This window comes from Thermus sp. (assembly GCF_039793865.1).
GTDB lineage: Bacteria > Deinococcota > Deinococci > Deinococcales > Thermaceae > Thermus.
The window spans coordinates 1-19654 of record NZ_JBAMMI010000087.1 but is presented as its reverse complement, the minus strand read 5'-3'; the positions used below and the strand labels follow the sequence as shown (position 1 = coordinate 19654).

Annotated in this window: 21 protein-coding genes; 9 read left to right on the top strand and 12 right to left on the bottom strand. The window is 71.3% G+C overall.

Going from position 1 to position 19654, the window contains the following annotated elements; genetic code table 11:
- Positions 1 to 662, top strand: a 662-nt coding sequence (locus tag ABJK26_RS08220) for a ParB/RepB/Spo0J family partition protein (RefSeq protein WP_347241798.1), incomplete at its 5' end; no start/stop codon positions are given.
- On the opposite strand, the gene ABJK26_RS08215 is transcribed toward ABJK26_RS08220, so the two are convergent.
- From ABJK26_RS08215 to ABJK26_RS08205, 3 genes are read right to left on the bottom strand one after another with little or no spacing between them, the layout of a single operon-like run.
- Positions 650 to 2686, bottom strand: a complete 2037-nt coding sequence (locus ABJK26_RS08215) for a ComEC/Rec2 family competence protein (protein WP_347241797.1) — start codon at positions 2684 to 2686, stop codon at positions 650 to 652. The two genes, ABJK26_RS08220 and ABJK26_RS08215, sit on opposite strands and share 13 nt — an antisense overlap.
- The gene (locus ABJK26_RS08210) at positions 2683 to 2991 is read right to left on the bottom strand and encodes a ComEA family DNA-binding protein (RefSeq protein ID WP_347241796.1); all 309 of its coding nucleotides are present in this window, start codon (positions 2989 to 2991) and stop codon (positions 2683 to 2685) included. The genes ABJK26_RS08215 and ABJK26_RS08210 overlap by 4 nt, the downstream gene beginning before the upstream one ends.
- On the bottom strand, positions 2964 to 3596 hold the full coding sequence (locus ABJK26_RS08205; RefSeq protein ID WP_347241795.1) for a YcxB family protein: 633 nt from the start codon (positions 3594 to 3596) through the stop codon (positions 2964 to 2966). The genes ABJK26_RS08210 and ABJK26_RS08205 overlap by 28 nt, the downstream gene beginning before the upstream one ends.
- Before the next feature lie 23 nt (positions 3597 to 3619).
- Here ABJK26_RS08205 and ABJK26_RS08200 point away from each other — a divergent pair, with 23 nt between their 5' ends.
- The 5 genes from ABJK26_RS08200 to pfkA all read left to right on the top strand — a co-directional run bounded on the left by ABJK26_RS08200 (position 3620) and on the right by pfkA (position 7094).
- Positions 3620 to 4249 (top strand): glycerophosphodiester phosphodiesterase, encoded by a 630-nt coding sequence (locus tag ABJK26_RS08200; RefSeq protein ID WP_347241794.1) that lies wholly within the window; start codon positions 3620 to 3622, stop codon positions 4247 to 4249.
- Between the two features lie 10 nt (positions 4250 to 4259).
- The gene (locus ABJK26_RS08195) at positions 4260 to 4787 is read left to right on the top strand and encodes an inorganic diphosphatase (protein ID WP_347241793.1); all 528 of its coding nucleotides are present in this window, start codon (positions 4260 to 4262) and stop codon (positions 4785 to 4787) included.
- 63 nt (positions 4788 to 4850) lie between these two features.
- Positions 4851 to 5339 carry a TFIIB-type zinc ribbon-containing protein gene (locus ABJK26_RS08190; RefSeq protein ID WP_347241792.1) on the top strand — a complete coding sequence of 163 codons (489 nt, stop codon included), beginning with the start codon at positions 4851 to 4853 and terminating at the stop codon, positions 5337 to 5339.
- A gap of 1 nt (position 5340) precedes the next feature.
- Entirely contained in the window at positions 5341 to 6129 is a 789-nt protein-coding gene (rsmI, locus tag ABJK26_RS08185) for a 16S rRNA (cytidine(1402)-2'-O)-methyltransferase (protein WP_347241791.1), read from the top strand.
- A complete protein-coding gene (pfkA, locus tag ABJK26_RS08180; protein WP_347241790.1) occupies positions 6126 to 7094 on the top strand; it encodes a 6-phosphofructokinase in 969 nt (322 codons plus the stop codon). Before rsmI ends, pfkA begins: the two co-directional genes overlap by 4 nt.
- On the opposite strand, the gene ABJK26_RS08175 is transcribed toward pfkA, so the two are convergent.
- The 5 genes from ABJK26_RS08175 to ABJK26_RS08155 form a co-directional block, all read right to left on the bottom strand.
- Positions 7071 to 7532, bottom strand: coding sequence for a hypothetical protein (locus tag ABJK26_RS08175; protein WP_347241789.1), 462 nt, complete (start codon positions 7530 to 7532; stop codon positions 7071 to 7073). The two genes, pfkA and ABJK26_RS08175, sit on opposite strands and share 24 nt — an antisense overlap.
- Positions 7533 to 7541: 9 nt before the next feature.
- Positions 7542 to 9881 carry a phenylalanine--tRNA ligase subunit beta gene (gene pheT, locus ABJK26_RS08170; protein ID WP_347241788.1) on the bottom strand — a complete coding sequence of 780 codons (2340 nt, stop codon included), beginning with the start codon at positions 9879 to 9881 and terminating at the stop codon, positions 7542 to 7544.
- On the bottom strand, positions 9878 to 10930 hold the full coding sequence (gene pheS, locus ABJK26_RS08165; protein WP_347241799.1) for a phenylalanine--tRNA ligase subunit alpha: 1053 nt from the start codon (positions 10928 to 10930) through the stop codon (positions 9878 to 9880). Before pheS ends, pheT begins: the two co-directional genes overlap by 4 nt.
- A gap of 84 nt (positions 10931 to 11014) precedes the next feature.
- Positions 11015 to 11674: a DUF5639 domain-containing protein gene (locus ABJK26_RS08160; protein WP_347241787.1), complete on the bottom strand. Its 660-nt coding sequence runs from the start codon at positions 11672 to 11674 to the stop codon at positions 11015 to 11017.
- Between the two features lie 9 nt (positions 11675 to 11683).
- A complete protein-coding gene (locus ABJK26_RS08155) occupies positions 11684 to 12733 on the bottom strand; it encodes an MFS transporter (protein WP_347241786.1) in 1050 nt (349 codons plus the stop codon).
- 17 nt (positions 12734 to 12750) lie between these two features.
- Here ABJK26_RS08155 and ABJK26_RS08150 point away from each other — a divergent pair, with 17 nt between their 5' ends.
- From ABJK26_RS08150 to ABJK26_RS08140, 3 genes are all read left to right on the top strand, one after another.
- Positions 12751 to 14862 (top strand): primosomal protein N', encoded by a 2112-nt coding sequence (locus tag ABJK26_RS08150; RefSeq protein ID WP_347241785.1) that lies wholly within the window; start codon positions 12751 to 12753, stop codon positions 14860 to 14862.
- Positions 14863 to 14939: 77 nt separating this feature from the next.
- Positions 14940 to 16019 (top strand): alanine racemase, encoded by a 1080-nt coding sequence (gene alr, locus ABJK26_RS08145; protein WP_347241784.1) that lies wholly within the window; start codon positions 14940 to 14942, stop codon positions 16017 to 16019.
- A 5-nt stretch (positions 16020 to 16024) separates the two neighbouring features.
- Positions 16025 to 16345 carry a DUF3208 family protein gene (locus tag ABJK26_RS08140; protein ID WP_347241783.1) on the top strand — a complete coding sequence of 107 codons (321 nt, stop codon included), beginning with the start codon at positions 16025 to 16027 and terminating at the stop codon, positions 16343 to 16345.
- 16 nt (positions 16346 to 16361) lie between these two features.
- On the opposite strand, the gene ABJK26_RS08135 is transcribed toward ABJK26_RS08140, so the two are convergent.
- The 4 genes from ABJK26_RS08135 to ABJK26_RS08120 all read right to left on the bottom strand — a co-directional run.
- On the bottom strand, positions 16362 to 17057 hold the full coding sequence (locus ABJK26_RS08135) for a glucodextranase DOMON-like domain-containing protein (RefSeq protein WP_347241782.1): 696 nt from the start codon (positions 17055 to 17057) through the stop codon (positions 16362 to 16364).
- A gap of 8 nt (positions 17058 to 17065) precedes the next feature.
- Positions 17066 to 18283, bottom strand: coding sequence for a gluconeogenesis factor YvcK family protein (locus ABJK26_RS08130; protein WP_347241781.1), 1218 nt, complete (start codon positions 18281 to 18283; stop codon positions 17066 to 17068).
- Positions 18264 to 19085, bottom strand: a complete 822-nt coding sequence (rapZ, locus tag ABJK26_RS08125; RefSeq protein WP_347241780.1) for an RNase adapter RapZ — start codon at positions 19083 to 19085, stop codon at positions 18264 to 18266. The genes ABJK26_RS08130 and rapZ overlap by 20 nt, the downstream gene beginning before the upstream one ends.
- 105 nt (positions 19086 to 19190) lie before the next feature.
- On the bottom strand, positions 19191 to 19654 hold a 464-nt coding region (locus tag ABJK26_RS08120), incomplete at its 5' end, for a hypothetical protein (protein WP_347241779.1).

Below are 19654 nucleotides of genomic sequence, written 5' to 3'. Positions count from 1 at the left end.
CGCAGGGTCATGCCCCTTCTTTACCCCAGGAGCCGCATATCGGTCAAGTCTGTCCTAAGGGGGAGGGGTTTGAGCTGGTGGCCGGGGAAAGGCGCTTCCGGGCGGCCCAGATGGCGGGCCTTTCCGAGGTTCCCGCCGTGGTGCGGGACCTCACCGACCAGGAGACCTTGGAGCTGGCCCTGGTGGAAAACCTCCAGCGGGAGGACCTGTCCCCGGTGGAGGAGGCCCGGGGGTACCAGGCCCTTTTGGCCATGGGCCTCACCCAGGAGGAGGTGGCCAAGAGGGTGGGCAAGGCCCGCTCCACCGTGGCCAACGCCTTGAGGCTCCTCCAGCTTCCTGAGGAGGTCCTCGAGGCCCTGGAAAGGGGCGAGATCACCGCGGGGCACGCCCGGGCCCTCCTCATGCTGGAACCCCAGGACCGGCTTTGGGGGCTTAGGGAGATTCTGGAGAAGGGGCTTTCCGTGCGGCAGGGGGAGGCCCTCAGGGAGCGCCTCAGCCGGGAGGGGAGGCCCAAGGAGGCCTCCCCCCTCTCCCTGGAGCTTTCCCGGCACCTGGGCCTGTTGGTGCGGGTGGCGGGGGGAAGGCGGGGCCGGGTGGTCATCCACTACCGCTCCCTGGAGGAGCTGGAGGGCCTCCTGCGGCGCCTCGGCTACCAGGCGTAGCCGAAGAGGACCCGCACCGCCCCCATGCGGTCCGTGCGGGCGACCTGGACGCCGCGGGCCTGAAGGCGCTCCAGCACCTCGGGGTGGGGGTGGCCGAAGGGGTTCCCGCCTACCCCGAGGAGGGCCACCCGGGGACGGGCCCTGTCCAGCAAGGCCTCGGAGGTGCCAGTCCGGGACCCGTGGTGGCTCACCTTTAGGACCTCCACGGGGCCTACCGGCAAGGCCCTTTCCACCTCCTCGGGCACGTCGGCAAGGAGCAGCGCCCGGGCCTTGCCGAAATCCAGGAGGAGGACCAGGCCGTCTTTGTTGTCGTCCCCGCTAAGGGCTTTGGGCCAGAGCAGCTTGAGCTTACCCCGTCCCAGGGCGAGGGCCGTGCCCGCCACCGGGAAGCGCAGGGGGATGTCCCTGTTCCTTAGGGCCCGCACCAAGGGGTGGTCTTGGGGAAAGGCCGGGGAGAGGAGGGCGAGGCCCACGGGGACCTCCTCCACCACCCGGAGGAGCCCCCCGTAGTGGTCCGCGTCGGGGTGGGTGGCCACCAGGACCTCCAGGGCCTCCACCCCGAGGGCCCTGAGGGCCCGCACCACCACCTCTCCCTTCTCCGGCCTACCCCCGTCCACCAGGACCTCCGCCCCGCCCATCCGGGCGAGGAGGGCGTCCCCGTGGCCTACGTCCAGGAGGAAGAGGTCCAGGGGCTTGGGCCAGGCGGCGAGGAGGGCCACGAGGGCGGGAAGGGAGGCCAGGAGGAGGGCCCGCCGCCAGGGGAGGAGGCGGTGGAGGGCGAGGAGGAGAGGAAGGAGGCCCAGGCAGTAGAGGGCGAAGCCTTCGGGGGAGATGCCTCCCCAGCGGAGGAGGGGGCCCGATGCCGCCATCTCGGTCAGGGCCAGGAGGGCGCGGGCCAGGGGCTCCACCAGGGGGGCGAGGAGGGGCCCGAGGAGGAGCTTGAGAAAGCCCAGGGGCACCAGGAGGGCCACCAGGGGGAGGGCCAGGAGGTTGGTGAGGGGGGAGAGGAGGGGCAGGAAGCCGAAGTGGTGGAGGAGGAGGGGGAGGAGGAAGGCCTGGGCGGCGAGGCCCGCCGCCAGGCTTCCCAGGAGGTAGCCCCGGGCCCCGGGGGGAAGCCTGAGGGCCGGGAGGACCAGGGCCAGGCCCAGCACCGCCAGGTAGGAGAGCTGGAGGCCAAGACCGAGGAGGGCCTCGGGCAGGAGGAGGAGCTGGAGGAAGAGGGCCACCCCCAGGGCCTGGAGCACCCCGGCCCCCCCAAGCCCCAGGAAGAGGCCGAGGAGGGACAGGCCCGCCATGAGGCTCGCCCGCACCAGGGAAGGGCTCGGCCCGGCCAGGTAGAGGTAGAGGGGGAGGAGGGCCAGGGCCGCGAGGTAGCGGAAGCGCCCCAGGGGGAAGAGGGCCAGGACCAGGCTTCCCGCCAGGACCCCCACGTTCTGCCCCGAGGCCGCCAGGAGATGGGCGAGGCCCGCCCGCTGGAAGAGGGGGTAGAGGGCCTCGAGGCCCCCCTTGTCCCCGAGGACCACCCCTTCCACCACCTCCTTGGCCGGGGGCGAGAGGCCCGCGGCGAGGCGGGCCCGCCAGGGGCCCCTGGGGTCAGGCAGGGGGGCCAGGGCCTCCGCCCGTTCCACGTGAAACACCCCCCGCACCCCCAGGGAGCGGAGCCAGGCCCGCTCGTCAAACCCCCCGGGGTTGCGCCGGGGCTCGGGCGGGGCCAGGTAGCCCTGGAGGCGGTACACCCCATCGGCCAGGGGGGGAAAGCTCTTTAAGCGCAGGCGGTGGCCCTCCCACTCCGTGAAGCCCTCCCGCACGGCGAAGTTCCCCTCCAGCCGGAGCCCGTAGGGGGGCTCTGGGAGGGGGAAGAGGAGGCCCCGGAGGAGGACCAGGGCGGCCCCGAGGGCCAGGGGAAGCCGGCCCCAAGGGAGGAGGGGAGGGGCGAGGAGGAGGGCCCAGGGCGCCTGGAGGCCCAGGGCCCCGAGAAGCCCCCCGAGGCCCAGGGCCACCCCGGGAGCGCGGAGGGCCCTCATGGCCTGATGTAGGGGCGGAGCCGCTCCAGGGTGGCCGGGCCGATGCCCTTCACCCGGAGGAGGTCCTCCACCCTGGCGTAGGGCCTGCCCTCCACGATGCGCCGCGCCAGGGCGGGGCCGATGCCGGGCAGGGCCTCGAGCTCCTCGAGGCTCGCCTGGTTGAGGCTTATGGGTTGGGGAGTGGGGGGCGTGAAGGAGACCTCGGCCAGGGCCACCACCTCCACGGGGGCAGGCCTTGGAACTACCTTGGGCCAGAGGGCCAGGAGGCCGAGGAGGGCTACCGCGAGGAGGTAGCCAAGGACCACTCCGTCAAGGCCAGGCCCAGCCCCCCGAGGACCACCCCCGCCAGGGCCCAGGGATCGGCCCCGGGGTTCAGGGCGGCGAAGGCCACGGTGTAGCCCAGGGTGAGGAGGGCGAGGACCTTGAGGGGCAGGGCCAAAGGGTTCCGCCTCCTTGTGGCCCCTTCGGAGGGGGACTCCCTGGGGGGCTCGGGGACGGCCCGGGGCTCGGGGGCGAGCTCCACCGAGTCCCGTTGGGGCCGGGCCTCCTCCTCCCAGGGAGAGGGAGGGGGGGAAGGCGGGGGTGGGGGGGGCGGCGCCTCCGGCCTTGCGGCGGTGCCCTTGCGGGCCCGGGCCACGTGGGGCTTTAGCCCCTCCAGGAAGGCCTTGAGCTCCTCGAGGGGAAAGGCCCTGAGGGGGATCTCCAGGCCCACCCCCTCCCCTTCCACCTTGAGGGCCTGGCCCTCCGCCCGGGCGATGCGGCGGATGCGGGCGAGCTCCACCTGCCGGACCCCGCCCTCGCCCACGAAGACCAGGTGACCCTCGGTGACCGCAAGCAGACCCCCAGGCCCCTCCAGGCGGGCGAGGACCCGCTCGCCGAGGCGGGAAAGAGCCTCTTCATACTTGCTCATGGCCCCATTGTATACTCCCTTCCATGCCCCTTCGCTTAGGCCACCGCGGGCTCGCCCAGGGGGTGCGGGAGAACACCCTGGAGGCCTTCAGGAAGGCCCTCGAGGCCGGCCTGGACGGGTTTGAGCTGGATGTCCACCTCACCCGAGACGGCGTGCTGGTGGTGCACCACGACTTCGCCCTGGAGGGCGTCCCCCTGGCCTCCCTCACCCTAAGGGAGCTTCCGCCCTACGTGCCCACCCTCGAGGCCGTCCTGAGGTCCTTTCCCCGGGCCTGGATCAACGTGGAGCTCAAAAGCCTTCCCCCCGAGACCGACGGCCGGGAAGAGGCCTTGGCCCGCCTCCTGGCCCGGTACCCCTCCCCGCAGGTGTGGGTGAGCTCCTTTGACCCCCTGGCCCTGGTACGCCTGGGGCGCCTCGGAGTGGGGCCTCTGGGCCTCCTCTACGAGAAGCCCGAGGCCCTGGCGCTCGCCCCTTGCCTCGGGGTGGCCTGGGTCCACCCCTGGGAGGCCCTTCTCACCGAAGGGGAGGTGCGAAGGCTCAAGGCCCGCTACCGGGTGCTGGCCTGGACGGTGAACGAAAGGGCCCGGGCCCAGGCCCTCTCGGCCTGGGGGGTGGACGCCCTGGTCACGGACTTTCCGGAAGCCCTCGTATAATGGGTAGGCTATGGCCGACCTGAAGAGCCTTCCCGTGGGTGAGGGCGCCCCCGAGGTGGTCCACATGGTCATTGAGGTGCCCCGCGGCTCGGGCAACAAGTACGAGTACGACCCCAAGCTCGGGGCCATCAGGCTGGACCGGGTCCTGCCGGGGGCCCAGTTCTACCCGGGGGACTACGGCTTCATCCCCTCCACCCTGGCCGAGGACGGGGACCCCCTGGACGGCCTGGTCCTCTCCACCTACCCCCTCCTTCCCGGGGTGGTGGTGGAGGTGCGGGTGGTGGGCCTCCTCCTCATGGAGGACGAGAAGGGCGGGGACGCCAAGGTCATCGGGGTGGTGCACGAGGACCAGCGCCTGGACCACATCCAGGACATCGCCCACGTCCCCGAGGGGGTGAAGCAGGAGATCCAGCACTTCTTTGAGACCTACAAGGCCCTCGAGGCCAAGAAGGGGAAGTGGGTCAAGGTCACGGGCTGGCGCGGCCGGGAGGAGGCGCTGGCGGAGGTCCGGGCCGCCATGGCCCGCTACCGGGGCTAGAGGCCGAAGGGCGCTTTCTGGGCCGGGGGCGCCCCGGCCCCATTAGAATCCAGGGGGGTGCGCATGGTCTGCCCGGTTTGCGGCGAGGCCCTGGAGCTAGAAGGGTACGAGGTGGGGGACCTCGTGGACTGCGAGGCCTGCGGGGCGGTCCTCCGCCTCCTCTCCGACGGCGCCCTGGAGGTGGTGGAGGTGCCCGAGGGGGAGGAGCCCCTCTTTGGCCTCGAGGCCTTCTCCGAAGGGGAGGAGGTGGCGCTCCGCCTCTCCGACGGGGCCCTGGAGGAGGAGGTGTGGGTGGCCAAGGCGGAACTCGCGGAGGCCCTGCGCCGCCTGGAGGAAGGGATGGGGGAGGAGCCCCCCGAGGAGGCCGAGGACGAGCCTAACTGGGAGCCCGACTACCTCACCGTGCACCTGGAAAGCGACCAGGGGCCTCTTGCCCTGCGGCGCATCTTCTTCCCTGGGGCCCCGGACCTCCTGGAGTTCACCCTGCCCTCCGGCTCCCTCTACGAGTTTCCCTTCCGTCAGGCTCTGAAAATGCTCAAGCCTCTCCTCTAGCGTGCGCCTGGTCCTGGTGCCCACCCCCATCGGCAACCTGGAGGACATCACCCTGAGGGCCCTCCGGGTCCTCCGCGAGGCCGAGGTGGTGGCCTGCGAGGACACCCGGCGCACCGGGGTCCTTCTCAAGCACTACGGCATCCCCACCCCCACCCTGCGCCTGGACCAGCACACGGTTCACCGGGCCCGGGAGCTCCTCGCCCCCTACGGCTACGTGGCCTACGCCACGGACGCGGGCACCCCGGGGATCTCCGACCCCGGGGCCGAGCTCGTGCGCCTGGCCCTAGAATGGGGCTGGCGGGTGGAAGCGCTTCCCGGCCCCACCGCCCTCATCCCCGCCCTGGTGGCCTCGGGCCTGCCCACCCACCGCTTCACCTTTGAGGGCTTCCTTCCCAAAGGGGGCAGGGAGCGGAAGGAGCGCCTGGAAGCCCTGGCCCGGGAGGGGAGGACCGCGGTGCTCTACGAGAGCCCCCACCGCTTGAGGAGAACCCTGGAGGACCTGGCCCAGGTCTACGGCCCAGGGCACCCCGTGGCCGTGGCCCGGGAGATCAGCAAGGTCCACGAGGAGGTCTTTCGGGGAAGCTTGCAGGAGGCCCTGGAGCGTTTTCTTGAGCCCAAGGGGGAGTTCGTGCTGGTTCTGGGACCCAAAGAGGCCCCGCCTCCGGAAGGGGCGGAGCTCTTGAGGCGGCTTCGCGCCCAGGGGCTTTCGGGAAAGGCCCTCTTCCGGGCCCTGGTGGCGGCGGGGGTGCCGCGGAACGAGGCCTACCGCCTTAGCGTGGAGGAGCCATGAAGCGAATCGGGGTATTTACCAGCGGGGGGGACGCCCCGGGCATGAACGCCGCCATCCGGGCGGTGGTGCGCCAGGCCTACGCCCTGGGAGTAGAGGTCATCGGCATCCGCCGGGGCTACGCCGGCATGATCCAGGGGGAGATGCTTCCCTTGGGGGTGCGGGACGTGGCCAACATCCTCCAGCGAGGGGGGACCATCCTCCTCACGGCGAGGAGCCAGGAGTTCCTCACCGAGGAGGGCCGGGCCAGGGCCGCCGAGAAGCTTAAGGCGGCGGGGATTGAGGGCCTGGTGGCCATCGGTGGGGACGGCACCTTCCGCGGGGCCATGCGCCTCATAGAGGAGTTCCGAATGCCGGTGGTGGGGGTTCCCGGCACCATAGACAACGACCTCTACGGCACCGACTACACCATCGGCTTTGACACGGCGGTGAACACCGCCTTGGAGGCCATTGACCGCATTCGGGACACGGCGGCGAGCCACGAGCGGGTCTTCTTCATTGAGGTCATGGGGCGCCGCTCGGGCTTCATCGCCCTGGACGTGGGGCTCGCCGGGGGGGCGGAGGTCATCGCCGTTCCCGAGGAGCCCGTGGACCCCAAGGCCATCGCCGAGGGGCTTTTGGAGTCCCAGAAGCGGGGGAAGTCCAGCTCCATCGTGGTGGTGGCCGAGGGCGCCTACCCCGGAGGGGCGGCGGGGCTTCTTTCCGCCATCCAGGAACACGTTCGGGTGGAGGCCCGGGTCACGGTGCTCGGGCACATCCAGCGGGGCGGAAGCCCCACGGCCAAGGACCGGATTCTGGCGAGCCGCCTGGGGGCGGCGGCGGTGGAGGCCCTGGCCGGGGGAACGAGCGGGGTCATGGTGGGGGAGGTGGAGGGGGAGGTGGAGCTCACTCCCCTCAAGGAGGCGGTGGAGCGCAGGAAGGACATCCGCCGGGGCCTCCTCGCCCTATCGCGGGTGCTGGCCCTCTAGGGCGAGGGCCCTTTTCAGCCAGGGGGTTTTCCAGGCCAGGCGAAAGGCCTCCCGGGCGAAGGGGCTCCCGCTTACCCCCTGGTAGATAGGGGTGGGGAGGTTCACCGAGGGGTAGCGCAGACTTCCCCCCACCGCTTCCCAGGGGAAGCCTGTCCAGAGGGCCAGGGCCAGGGAAAGCCCAAGGAGGGTGCCCCCGAGGAGGCCGAGGAGGGCCTCGAGGCCCCGGGGAAGGGGAGGAAGGGGGAGGCTCTTGGCGAGAAGGCCCGCGAGGAGGCCAAGGCCCAGGCCCCACCCGGCCCCGGAGAGCCCGAGCTGGGCCAGGAGGAGGTAGAGGAGAAGGCCCGCCCCGGCGAAGGCCAGGGGAAGACCGGCCCTAAGGCCCAGGGCCATCCCCAGGGCCAGGCTCAGGAGGGCGAGGAGGTCCACCCAGGTGAGCATGCCCTGAGTCTACCCCCTGAGGTCAAAGCCCCGGGTCCTTAGGGCGGCCACCACCCGCTCAAGGGCCTCCTCCACCTCCTCGTCGGTGAGGGTGCGCTCGGGGTGGCGGAAGCGGAGGTGGAAGGCGAGGCTTTTCTCCCCCTCCTTTAGGGGCGGGCCCTGGTACAGGTCAAAGAGCTCCAGGCTCTCCAGGTAGGGCCCGGCGGCCTCCCGGAGGAGGGCCTCCACCTCGCCGAAGGGGGTGGCCTCGGGCACCACCACCGCCAGGTCGCGGAAGGCCGGCGGGTAGCGGGAAGGGTCCCGGAAGCGGAAGGGGGCCTCCGGCAGGGGCAGGCGGAGCTCAAAAAGCCATACCAGGGGAAGCTCCAGAGCCCGGGCGATCTCCGGGTGGAGCTCCCCCAAAAAGCCCCGCTCCTCCCCCTCCACCCATACCCTCCCCGAGACCCCGGGGTGCAGGAAGGGGTAGGGGTGGGCCTCCACCCGGAAGGCGAGGCCCAGCCGGGCGAAGAGGGCCTCGAGGTACCCCTTGAGGAGGAAGTAGCCGGAAAGCCGCTCCTTGGCCCAGGGGAGGCCCACCCCCTCGCCGAAGAGGAGGCCCGCGAGGTGGGTCTCCTCCCGCTCCCGGAAGACCCGGCCCACCTCAAAGAGGAGGGCCCTCCCTGGCCGGTCTAGGTCCAGGTTCTCCTTCAGCACCCGGACCAGGCCGGGGAAGAGGTGGGTCCTTAAGGCGGCCTTTTCCGGGGCCAGGGGGTTGAGGAGGAGGAGGCGGGGGGGGTCCAGGCGGAAGCGGCGGGCGTCCTCGGGGTCCATGAAGCTGTAGGTGTAGACCTCCTGGAAGCCGAGCCCGGCGAGGACCTCGCGGAGGCGCCGCTCCCTTAGGTAGGGCCCCTCCACCCCCCGGTTGTCGGGGGCGGGGAAGAAGGCGGGAAGGGAAAGGGGAATGGTCTCGTACCCCTGGATGCGGGCCACCTCCTCCACCAGGTCCTCCTCGAGCCTTAGGTCCAGGCGGTGGCTCGGCGGGGTGACCCGGTAGGGGGGGCCTTCGCCTTCCACCCGGCACCCGAGCCGCTTGAGGATGGCGATCTGCTCGGCCTCGGGGTAGGACGTGCCCAGGAGGCGGTTGGCGTAGTCCGGGCGGAAGGGGATGGGCTTTGGGGGCTCGGGGCTTCCCGCCTCCAGGAGGGCCTCGGCCACCCGCGCCCCGGCCAGGGCCTGGAGGAGGCTTAGGGCTCGCCGCTGGGCGGGGACCTGGCCCAGGGGGTCCACCCCCCGCTCAAAGCGGTGGCTCGCCTCGGTGCGAAGGCCGTGGCGGCGGGCGGTCTTGCGGATGGCCACGGGGTCAAAGGAGGCCACCTCCAGGGCGATGGCCTCCGTGTCCTCCCTCACCTCGCTTTCCGCCCCGCCCATGACCCCGGCGAGGCCCAAGGGGAAGCTTTCCTCCCCCCGCCGCCCGGCGATGACCAGGTCCTCGGGGTGGAGGGCCCTTTCCACCCCGTCCAGGGTCTTGAGCCTCTCCCCCTCCCGGGCCCGGCGCACCAGGATTCCCTCGCCGATGAAGCGCAGGTCAAAGGCGTGCATGGGCTGGGCCCTTTCCAGCATCACGTAGTTGGTCACGTCCACCACGTTGCTGATGGGGCGCATCCCCGCGGCGAAGAGGGCCCGCTGCATCCAGAGGGGGCTTGGGGCCACCTTGAGGCCGAAGGCGTAGCCCAGGGTGAAGTGGGGGGCGCCCTCGGGGTCTTCCACCTCGAGGGCGAAGGGGAGGGGGATGGCCTCCGCCTTTAGGTTCACCTCCGGCTCCACCAGGGCGTACCCCAGGGCGTGGAGGTCCCGGGCGAGGCCCAAAAGGCCCAGGGCGTCCGGGCGGTTCGGGGTGACCTCGAGGTCCAGCACCACCTCCTCCGGCCAGGCCTCGGCCAGGGGGGCGCCGGGGGGGAGGGCGTCCTCGGGGAACTCCAGAAGCCCCCCGCCGTACTCCCCCACCCCGAGCTCCCTGGGGGAGAGGGCCATGCCGAAGGAGCGCACCCCCTGGATGACCCTCTCCCCCACCTTGAGGCCTTCAAGCTCCGTGCCCGGGAGGGCCAGGGCCACGCCGATCCCCTTGCGGGCGTTTTCCGCCCCCGAGACCACCTCCACCGCCTGCCCCGTGTCCAGGACCAGCCGCTTGAGCCGGGTGCCGGGGATGGGGTGGGCCTCCAGGACCCGGGCGAAGACCACGCCCTTCGGGATCCGGAAGACCCGCTCCATGCGGTCCGTCTCAAAGCCCAGGCCCGCCAGGCGCTCCTCGAGGACCTCGGGGCTTTCCAGCTCGGGCACGTAGGCTTTTAGCCAGGAGAAGGGCACCTTCATAGAACCCCCTTGAACTGCTCCAGGAACTTGAGCCGGCCCCCGAAGAAGTAGCGGATGTCGGGGACCCCGTAGCGGAGCATGGCGAGCCGCTCTACCCCAAGCCCGAAGGCGAAGCCCGTGACCCCTCGGTAGGCGGGGGGGAGGCCGAGGCGCTCCCGGTAGGCGTCCACCGCCTGGAAGACCTTGGGGTGGACCATCCCGGCCCCACCCAGCTCCAGCCACTTGCCGCCCTCGGGCCACCACACGGCGAACTGGGCCCCCGGCTCCACGAAGGGAAAGTAGACGGGCTGGAAGCGCACCTTGGAGTCGGGGCCGAAGAGGGCCTGGGCGAGCTCGTAGATCGCCCCCTTGAGGTGGGCCATGCTAATCCCCTCGCCCACCACCAGGCCCTCCAGCTGGTGGAAGACGGCCTCGTGGGTGGCGTCCGTCTCCTCGTAGCGGAAGACCCGGCCCGGGACCACGATGCGGAAGGGGGGGGTGTGGGCCACCATGTAGCGGACCTGCATGGGGGAGGTATGGGTCCTGAGGAGGAGCCGCCCCTCCGCCTCCTCCCCCAGGGGGCCTTCCAGCCTAAACCCCTCCCCGGTGAGCCAGAAGGTGTCCCACATGTCCCGCGCCGGGTGGTGCTCGGGGATGTTCAGGGCGTCAAAGTTGAAGAACTCGCTCTCCACCTCGGGGCCCTCCACCGCCTGGTAGCCCAGGGCGCGGAAGATCTCCACGAGCTCCCCCTCCATGAGGGTGATGGGGTGGAGGCCTCCGGGGAAAAGGCGCGCCCCCGGCAGGGAGACGTCCAGGCGCTCGGCCTCCAGGGCCCGGCGCAGGGCCTCCTCCTCCAGGGCCCGCTCCCTGGCCTCGAGGGCCCTTTCCAGGGCCTCTTTGAGGGCGTTTAAGACCTGCCCCCGGGCCCTCCTTTCCTCCAGGGGCAGGGCGGCCAGGGCCTTCATCTCCTGGGTGAGGAGGCCCTTCTTGCCCAGGTAGCGGGCGCGGAGGGCTTTTAGGGCCTCGAGGTCCCGGGCTTCTTGGATCGCCTTTAGGGCTTCCCGTTCCAGCGCCTCCATCCCTTAAAGGATACCCCTTTGGCGCGAGCCCTTCGCCAAGACTTGGAACGGGCCCGTAGGCCTCATGGGGTGGCCCTAGAGGGCCTCCGCCAGGCGGAGGAAGGCCTCCGGGGGAGGCGGAGCCTCTCCCCCGTCCCTCCAGGGGAAGCGGGGGTCCCAAAGGGGCCCCTCCCCCACCCCCATCCCCGAGGGGAAGAGGGAGCGGAGGTCCAAAGGCCCCACCTCCTCCCCGGCGAAGGCCTCCCGGAAGCGGGCCACCTCCCGTTCGTGCCCGAAGTGGAAGGCGTAAAGCCACGCCTCCTCCCCTTCCCGCAGGGCGAAGAGGAAGCGGGGGAAAGGGGTGAGCCTGGGAAAGGACCCCTCCCAGGGGCGGCGGAGGAAGCTAGAGGCCCGCCCCGGCCGCAGGCGGAAGACCACCTCCAAGGCCTCCCCCAAAAGCCCAAAACTTCCCACGAAAGGGCGCACCAGGTCGTAGCCTTGGACGTTCTTCACCACCACCCCTCCCGCCCGCACCACCCGGCCCTTGGGGGTGCGGAAGGTGAGGCCCAGGACCTCCCCGGGGAAGAAAAAGGTCTGGGCGAAGCCGCCCCGGGCCACAAGCCCTCCCACCCCCCCCGGAAGCTCCACCGGCGGGAAGGGAGGGTAAAGCCCCGTGCCCCGCAGGGCCTCGTAGACCTCCAGGAGGCCCGCCTCCCCGGGGGCCACCAAGTACTGGTCAGCGGCGTGAACCTCCATGGGCCCATGCTACCGAAGGGGGGCGAGGAGGAGGGCGAGGAGGGCCAGGACCATCCCCACCCCCACGGCCAGGGCAAAGTTCCCCAGGAAGAAGGGGTAGAGGAGGCCGGCCAGGGTGCCCCCCAGGTAGAAGCTCGCCACGTAGGCGCCGCTCACCCCCGCTCCCTGCCGCCCGGCGGCCCCCGAGGCCAGGCTCTGGGCGGTGAACAAGGCGGCCATCAGGAGCACAAAGCCCAGGACCAAATAGGGGGGCTTCAGGAGGAGAAGGCCCATTCCCAAGAGCACCCCGAGGAAGGCCAGGCGGAAGGTGGCCACCGCCCCAAACCGCCTCGCCAGCACCCCCGAGAGGGCGCTTCCCGGGATGCCGAAGAGGTAGGCCAGATAGACGAGCCCCACCCCTCCTGGGCGGAAGCCCAGCTCCAGGAGGCGGTAGGGAAGGAGGTTGGCCAGGAAGAGGTTGAGGAAGAGGAGGACGCTTCCCACCAGGTAGAGGCGCCAGGCCCGAAGCTCGTACCGGGGTGTTCCCAGGGAGGGTAGCCCGCCCGGGGCCTTGAGGAGGAGAAGCCCCAGGCCCAGGGCGGGAAGGGAGAGGAGAAAAAGGGCCTCCCGCACCCCCAGGGCCTCGGCCAGAAGCCCGGCCAGCACCCGGCCCAACCCTCCGCCCAGGACGTTGCCCGCCATATAGACCCCGGCCATCTCCAGGGCCCTTTGGGGGAAGAGGAGGGGGATGAGGGCGATGGCCAGGGTGGGCACCAGGGCCGCCCCCACCCCCTGGAGGAGGCGGAAGAGGGTCCAAAAGAGGAGGCTTTGGCTTACGGCCCCCAAGACCCCCCCTAGCCCCACCAAAAGAAGCCCCCCGCCCAAGAGGATGCCGGGGGGAAGGGAAAGCCTGGGCACCCAGGGGGAAAGGAGGACGAGGAGGAGGAGGGGCAGGCCCATCCCGGGCCCCGCCGCCCCCGGGGAAGCTTGGAAGAGGCGTTCCAGGAGGGGAAGGAGGGGGACCACGGCGTAAAGGGCGCTGTAGAGGGCCACCCCCGAGAAGAGCACCGCCAGGCGCACGCCCTTATCCTAGGGGTATGCGGGCCCTCCGGGTGGCCCTCCCCCTTCCCTTGCCCCCCATGAGCTACCTGCCCCCCTTGGAGGGGGAAGGGGAGGCCGTGGGGCGGCGGGTAGCCGTGCCCTGGCGGGGGGAGGTGCGCCTCGGGGTGGTGGTGGGGGAGGAGGAGGCCCCTAGGGGGCACGCTCTGCGCCACGCCATCGCCTACCTGGACCCAAGGCCTTACCTGCGCCGGGAGGAGCTCGCTTTCCTGGAGGAGGCCGCCCGGTACCTCTTCGCTCCCTTGGGCCAGGTTCTGGCGGATCTCTTGCCCCCTTTTCCGGAGGTGCGCCACCGGGTGCGGCTTTACCCGGGGACCGACCCCAAGGTGCTTCCCCGGGGCCTCGAGGCCCTCACGGAATGGCAGGAGGCCAAGGGCTTTGATCCCAAGCTCCTGGACCTCCTGCGGGAGGCGGGGGTCCTGGAGGAGGAGGTGGCCTTCAAGGAGGGGAGAAGGGTCCTCCTTCCCCTAAGGGAGGCCCACCCCGACCCCGAGATGGACCGGGTGCTCCAGGTCCTGCGGGCCCTGGGCCACGCGGAAAGCCAGGCGGCCCTGGCCCGGGCGGCGGGGGTAGGGGTGGGGAAGGTCAAGCGCCTCCTGCTGGAGGGGTACATCGGCCAGGGCCCTCCCCCAAAGCCCCGTCCTTCCGGCCCTTCCCTGGAACCCCTTTCCCTGCCCGAGCGCCCCGGGCGCGTGAACGGGGGGCGCTTTGCCGAAAGGCTCCGCCTCCTGAAGGGCCTGGTGGCCGAGGGGGACCACCTGGTCCTCTTCCCCGAGGTGAGCCTCCTCCAACGCTTTCTCGCCTTCTTCCCCGAGGCCCGGGCCTACCACGGCGGGCTTTCTCCCCTGGAGCGGGAGGCCCTTTTCCGCGACCCCCAAGGCCTCGTCTTCGCCACCTACGGGGGGCTTCTCCTGCCCTTCACCCCTCGCTCCTTGGTGGTGGTGGAGGAGGGAAGCGAAAGCTACAAGCTTCCCTCGGGGAGCCGGGCCTTCGTTCCTCCCCTGGCCGAGCTCCGGGCCAGGCTCCTGGGGGTTCCCCTCACCTACCTTTCCCTGGTGCCGGCGGTGGAGGTCTTGGAGCGGCCCGGCCTCACCTTTCCCGTGCCCAGGCCCCGGGTCCTCCTCCTGGACCTCAGGCGGGAAAAGGGCTACCCCTTCGCGGGAAGGGCCCTGGCCCTTTTAAAGCAGGTGGAGGAGCGGGGCAGGCAGGCGGTAGTCCTGGCGCCCCGGAAGGGCTACAGCGCTTTCCTCCTCTGCCCCGACTGCGGTTACAAGCCCACCTGCCCCCACTGCGCCCTTCCCCTGCGCTACCACCGCCCAAGCCGCCTCCTCTGCCACCAGTGCGGCCACGAAGAGCCCCCGCCCCCCCTTTGCCCCCGGTGCCAATCCCCCCTTCTGGAGCCCAAGGGGCCCGGGCTGGAGTGGCTTTGGGAGGACCTGAAGGGGCGCCTTTCCCTTCCCCTTTTCCGCTACGCCAAGGAGGCCAAGGACGACCTCACCCCCCTCCTTAAGGGGGAGCCCGGGGTGGTGGTGGGGACCACGGCCCTCCTCCGGGGGCCCACCTTGCCCGAGCTCGCCCTCGTCCTTTTGCCCTACGCCGACGGCTTCCTCTACGAGAGCGACTTTCGCGCGGCGGAGCGCTACCACCGGCTTCTTTGGGCCCTCGCGGAGCTCAGGCCGGGAAGGCGCCCTCTCCTTGTCCTCCAGACCTACACCCCCGACCACCCCGCCCACCAAGGCCTCCTGGAGGGAAGCGTGGAGGCCTTCCCCTGGGTGGAAAAGGCCCTGCGGGAGGCCTTAGACTATCCTCCCAAGGTGCGCATGGTGAAGCTCGAGGTGCGCCACCGCCGGGAGGAGAGGGCCCTGGAGACCGCCTTCGCCCTAAGGGCCGCCCTAGAGGGCGTGGCCAAGGAGGGAGAGGTCCTGGGCCCGGCCCCCGCCCCGGTCCCCCGGGTGAAGGGGTTTTACCTCTACCACCTGCTCCTTAGGGGGACCACCGAGCGCCTGGAGGCCCTCCTTGCCCATCTGGACCGGCGCAAGTTCCGGCTGGACCCCGACCCCCACCGCTTCGTGGGGCTTCTAGAGGACTGATACCGCCCGTGCTGGCGTGGGCCCGCGCGGGGTGGCAACCCCGCCCTTCGGGTTCAGGCCGGGGTATCCTGGTGGGCGTGGAAGCCCGGGCCTGGGTGGAGGTGGACCTGGGCGCCCTCCTCCAGAACCACCGCCTCCTTCGGGAGCGGGCGGGCCAGGAGGTCATCCCCGTGCTGAAGGCCGACGCCTACGGGCACGGGGCCCCCCCCATCGCCCGCTTTCTGGAGGGGAAGGGGGTTGGCCGCTTCGCCGTGGCCACCCTGGCCGAGGGGCGGGCCCTGAGGCAGGGGGGGGTGAGGGGGGAGGTCCTGCTTCTGGGAAGCCTCCACCCCCTGGAGGCCGAGGAGGCCTTGCGGTGGGGGCTCATGCCGAGCCTCTCCACCCTCGAGGCCGCGGAAGCCCTGGCCCAGAGGGCGAGGACCCTAGGCCTTCTCCCCAGGGCCCACCTCAAGGTGGACACGGGGATGAACCGGGTGGGCTTCCGCTGGGAAGAGGCTAAGGAGGCCCTCCGCGCGGTGGAGGCCCTTGGGGTGCGGGTGGAGGGGGTCTACAGCCACCTGGCCACCGCCGGGGAGGACGAGGCCTTCGTGGAGGTCCAGAGGCGGCGCTTCCAGGAGGTGCGGGCGGCCCTGGGGGAAGGGTACTTCTACCACCTGGAGAACTCCATGGGCCTCCTCCTCCACGGGGGGGAGAACGCCCGGGTGGGCCTCGCGTTGTATGGCCTTATCCCGGGCTTTGGCTTGAGGCCCGTTCTCCGGATCCTGGCCCGGCCCACCCTGGTGAAGCGCCTGAGGCCCGGGGACCGGGTGGGCTACGGCGGGGAGTACGTGGCGCGGGGCGGGGAGTGGCTCGCCACCTTGCCCGTGGGCTACGCCGACGGGCTTCCCCGGGGGGCGGTGGGTTTCGTCCGTGGGCCCGGGGGAGAGCTTTGCCCCGTGGCGGGGCGGATCTCCATGGACCAGACCACGGTGCTCCTCCCGGGGCCCGTGGGCCTCGAGGCCGTCTTTGAGGTCCTTTCCCCAGACTTCGGCCCCACGGGGCTCCTCTCCTGGGCCGAGGCCCAGGGGACCATCCCCTACGAGGTGGCGGTGCACCTTTCCCGGAGACTCCCCCGGCGCTACCTCCTGGAGGGGGAGGTCTTGGAGGAGGTGGGCTAGGGGCCATGCGGGCGGTCCGTCTCTTCCAGGGCTACCTCTGGCACCCCAAGGAGGCCCCCTTGGACCCGAGGGCCCTCCTCCCCGGGGAGCTCTTGGGAGCGAGGCTCCTCCTGGGCGAGGTGCCGCCCCCCACCCCCTTCTTCGCCGACGGCACCCCCACCCACACCCAGCGCTTCTACCAGCTCACCCTGCTCCTCCTCACCGAGGAGCCCCCGGAGGCCCTGAAGCCCCTGGCCGAGGCGGTGGCCGAAGCCCTGCAGGTCCGTTTGGAGGCCCTACCCCAAGGGGTGGGCTGGCTCCTCCTGGAGGACCTCCGCCCCCTTTAGCGCCACCTGGGGGTCCTTAGCGCCGCAGGAGAAAGGCGAGGAGCAGGGAAACCCCGCCCAGGGCGAAGGCCAAGAGGCTTTCCCTCCTCAAGGAAAGCCCTCGAGGCCTCAGGGGCTTCAAAACCCCGGTCTCATAGGCCCGCACCTGGTCCAGGGGGCGTTCGGCCAGGAGGTCCACGAGGGGCGGGGCCCCAGAGGAGGCGGTAAGGGTCCAGGGGCCCCCGGAAGGGCTCGTGGGGCGCAGGTACCCGGGGGCGAAGGGGTCAAAAAGGCCCACCCCGGCGTAGATTCCGTACCTCCCTGGGGAGAGGCCGGTGTCCAGCACCACCCACTCCCCTTCCCGCCAGGCCCTGGCAGGGGCCTTTTCTCCGGAAGGGGTTCGCCCTTCCCCTCCGAACCCCGTGAGGAAGAAGCCCACCTCCCAGCCCTCTCCTGGGGGGGTTTTGAGGCCCGGGACCAGCTCCTCGCTCCCCCCTTTTCCCGTGTCCAGAAAGAGGACCACCGTGGCCAGGCTGAAGCCCAAGGGGCCTCCCAGGGGGTTGGGGTAGCGGGCAAGGCGCATCTTGAGTAGAAGACGCCCTTCCCGCCCCTCCCCCCCCACCGCCACCAGGTCGGCGAAGCCCTCTCCCGCTTCCTGGTAAAGGCCCGCCTGGGGGTACTGGTAGGCCAGGCCCCGGTCGTCCCCTAAAGGGTCCTGGAAGAGAAAGAGCACGCCCACCTTTATACCAGGGAAAGGAGGGCCTTCACCACCTTCCTGGGGTCGTGCTGGGCCAGGGGACCCTCCTCCCGGAAGTCCCCGGCGAGGACCCGGACCCCGTCTACGGCGAAGGGCCTCGGGTCAAAGGCCACGGGGTGGCGGCCCTCTCGGGCGTAGCGGGCCCGCACCTCCTCGGGGATGGGGGCGGTGTGGACCAAGACCATCTCCGGTCTTCGGCCCAGGTGGTAGGCGATGGCCTTGTAGTGGTCGTAGGCGGTGTAGCCGTCGGTCTCCCCGGGCTCGGTCATGAGGTTCACCACGTAGACCAAAGGCGCCTTGGCCCGGGCCAGGGTTTCCTTGAGGGGACGGGGAAGGAAGCTGGGAATCACGCTGGTGTAGAGGCTTCCTGGTCCCAGCACAACAAGGTCCGCCCGGCGGAGGGCTTGGAGGGCCTCCGGCATCACCTCCTGGGGCTCGGGGACCAGCGCGACCTCCCGGATCCGGCCCCCACGGGCGCGGACGGCCACCTCCCCCTCCACCTCAGCCCCGTCCTGGAAGCGGGCCCTGAGGCGCACCGCCTCGGGGGTGGCGGGCAGGACCTGGCCCCTCAGGTTCAGGATGGCGTTGGCCTCCCGGATGGCCTCGGCGAAGTCCCCGGCCACCTGGTTCAGGGTGACCAGGAAGAGGTTGCCGAAGGTGTGCCCCCGCACCTCTCCCCGGTCAAAGCGGTAGGCGAGGAGCCGGGGCAGGGCGGGGTGGTCGGAGAGGGCGGAGAGGCAGTCTACCAGGTCCCCCACGGCGGGTAGGCCAAAGCTTAGCCTGAGCCGCCCCGTGGACCCCCCGTCGTCGGTGACGGCCACGATGGCGGTGGCGTGGGCGGTGTGTTCCTTTAGGCCCTTGAGGACCCGGGAGAGGCCCGTGCCCCCCCCGAAGGCCACCACCCTGGGGCCTGCCTCCAGCTTGCGGCGCACGTAGACCCGCTCGGGGACCTCCTCGGGCCGGGTGAAGGCGGCGAGCATGCTCCGGTTCATGGCCCGGATGCCCCCCGCCAGGAGGCCGAGGCCGAGGAGGGAGAGGAGGGGGCCGGGAAGGGGAGGGGGCGGGAAGAGGGGGCCTAGCCCCCAGGAGAGCAGCAGGGCTCCCAGCCCGGCGAGGGCGGCGTAGCGCTTGACCCGCATCCCCGGGTACAGCCAGCGCAAGGCGGGGAAGCGCTTTGCCAGGCTAGGCCTCCTTCTCCACATCCCGGTGGTTCACCTCCACCCGGAAGCGGCTTGAAAGCTCCTCGGCGAGCCTTTCCGCCACGGCCACGCTCCGGTGCCGCCCCCCGGTGCACCCCACGGCCACGGTGTAAAAGGCCCGGCCCTCCCGCTTCGCCCCTTCCGCCGCCAGGCCCACCACGGCGAGGAGGGCCCGGTAATAGGGCTCCTGCTCCTCGCGGAAGACGTAGGCCTTCACCTCGGGGTCCAGGCCGGTTTTGGGCCTTAGGGCGGGGTCGTAGTGGGGGTTGGGCAGGGGGCGCACGTCCAGGACCAGGTCGGCCTCCTGGGGCGGCCCCCACTTGAAGCCGAAGGAGAGGAGCCTCAGGGTGAAGCCCGCCTCCTCCCCCAGAAACCGGGCCAGGGCCTCCTTGAGGGCCCTTGGGGAGAGCTCGGAGGTGTCCAGAACCAGGTGGGCCCGCTCCCGCAAGGGGGCGAGGGCCTTCCGCTCCTCGCAGATCTCCCGCATGAGGTTCCCCGCCCCCAGGGGGTGGACCCTCCGGGTGAGGTTGTAGCGGCGGAGGAGGACCTCGGGGCGGGCCTCGAGGTAGATCACCGTGGGCTTAAGCGCCTCCAGGATCCCTTCCAGGTCGCCGAAGAAGGCCAGGGCCCGGGCGTCCAGCACCACCCCCGCCCGCTCCACCCCCCGGGCGGCGAGCTCTTCCAGAAGGGGCTTCCAGAGGCCCGGGGGGAGGTTGTCCACCATGAAATAGCCCAGGTCCTCCAGAAACCCCCGGGCCGTGGTCTTGCCCGCCCCCGAGAGGCCGGAAAGCACCAGAAAGCCCATCTCCCTGACTATACCCGCCACCGGGGCCAGAGGTTGGAGGAGGACTTCAGAGCGTCCCACGAGCCCCGGGTGGGTGCGCTTCACCGCCAGCGGGGAAAGCCTCTCTCATCCCTCCTCTTTCCAGGCGAGGAGGGGCCGGGGGTCCTCCGGGTTCAGGAGGAGGCCCGTGCCGTCCTCGAGGACCAGGAGCACCCCTTCCCCCCGCCTCGCCCCTACGAAGGCCTCCACGGGAAACCCCTGGGGAAAGGCTTTTGTCCTCAGGCGGAAGGGCACCCGGTAGTAGCCGGGCATCGCGGCGTTGGGGCCGAAGACGAGGAGGGGCAGGGCGTAGGCCGTGAGGCCCGCCGCCACCACCTCCGAGCGGTGGACCTGGCGCTTCCCCAAGGGGTACTGGACCTCCAAGAAGGGCCCCTGAAGCTCGTAGAAGAGCCTTTCCGGGAAGCCCTTAAGCCAGAGGAAGAGGGCTCCCATAACGAGCCCCTCCGCCGCCACCAGGGCGAGGAAGAGGGGCCTCTCGGAGGCCTCGGCCGTGGCCGCCACGGCCAAAAGCGCCGCGAGGGAGGCTAAGT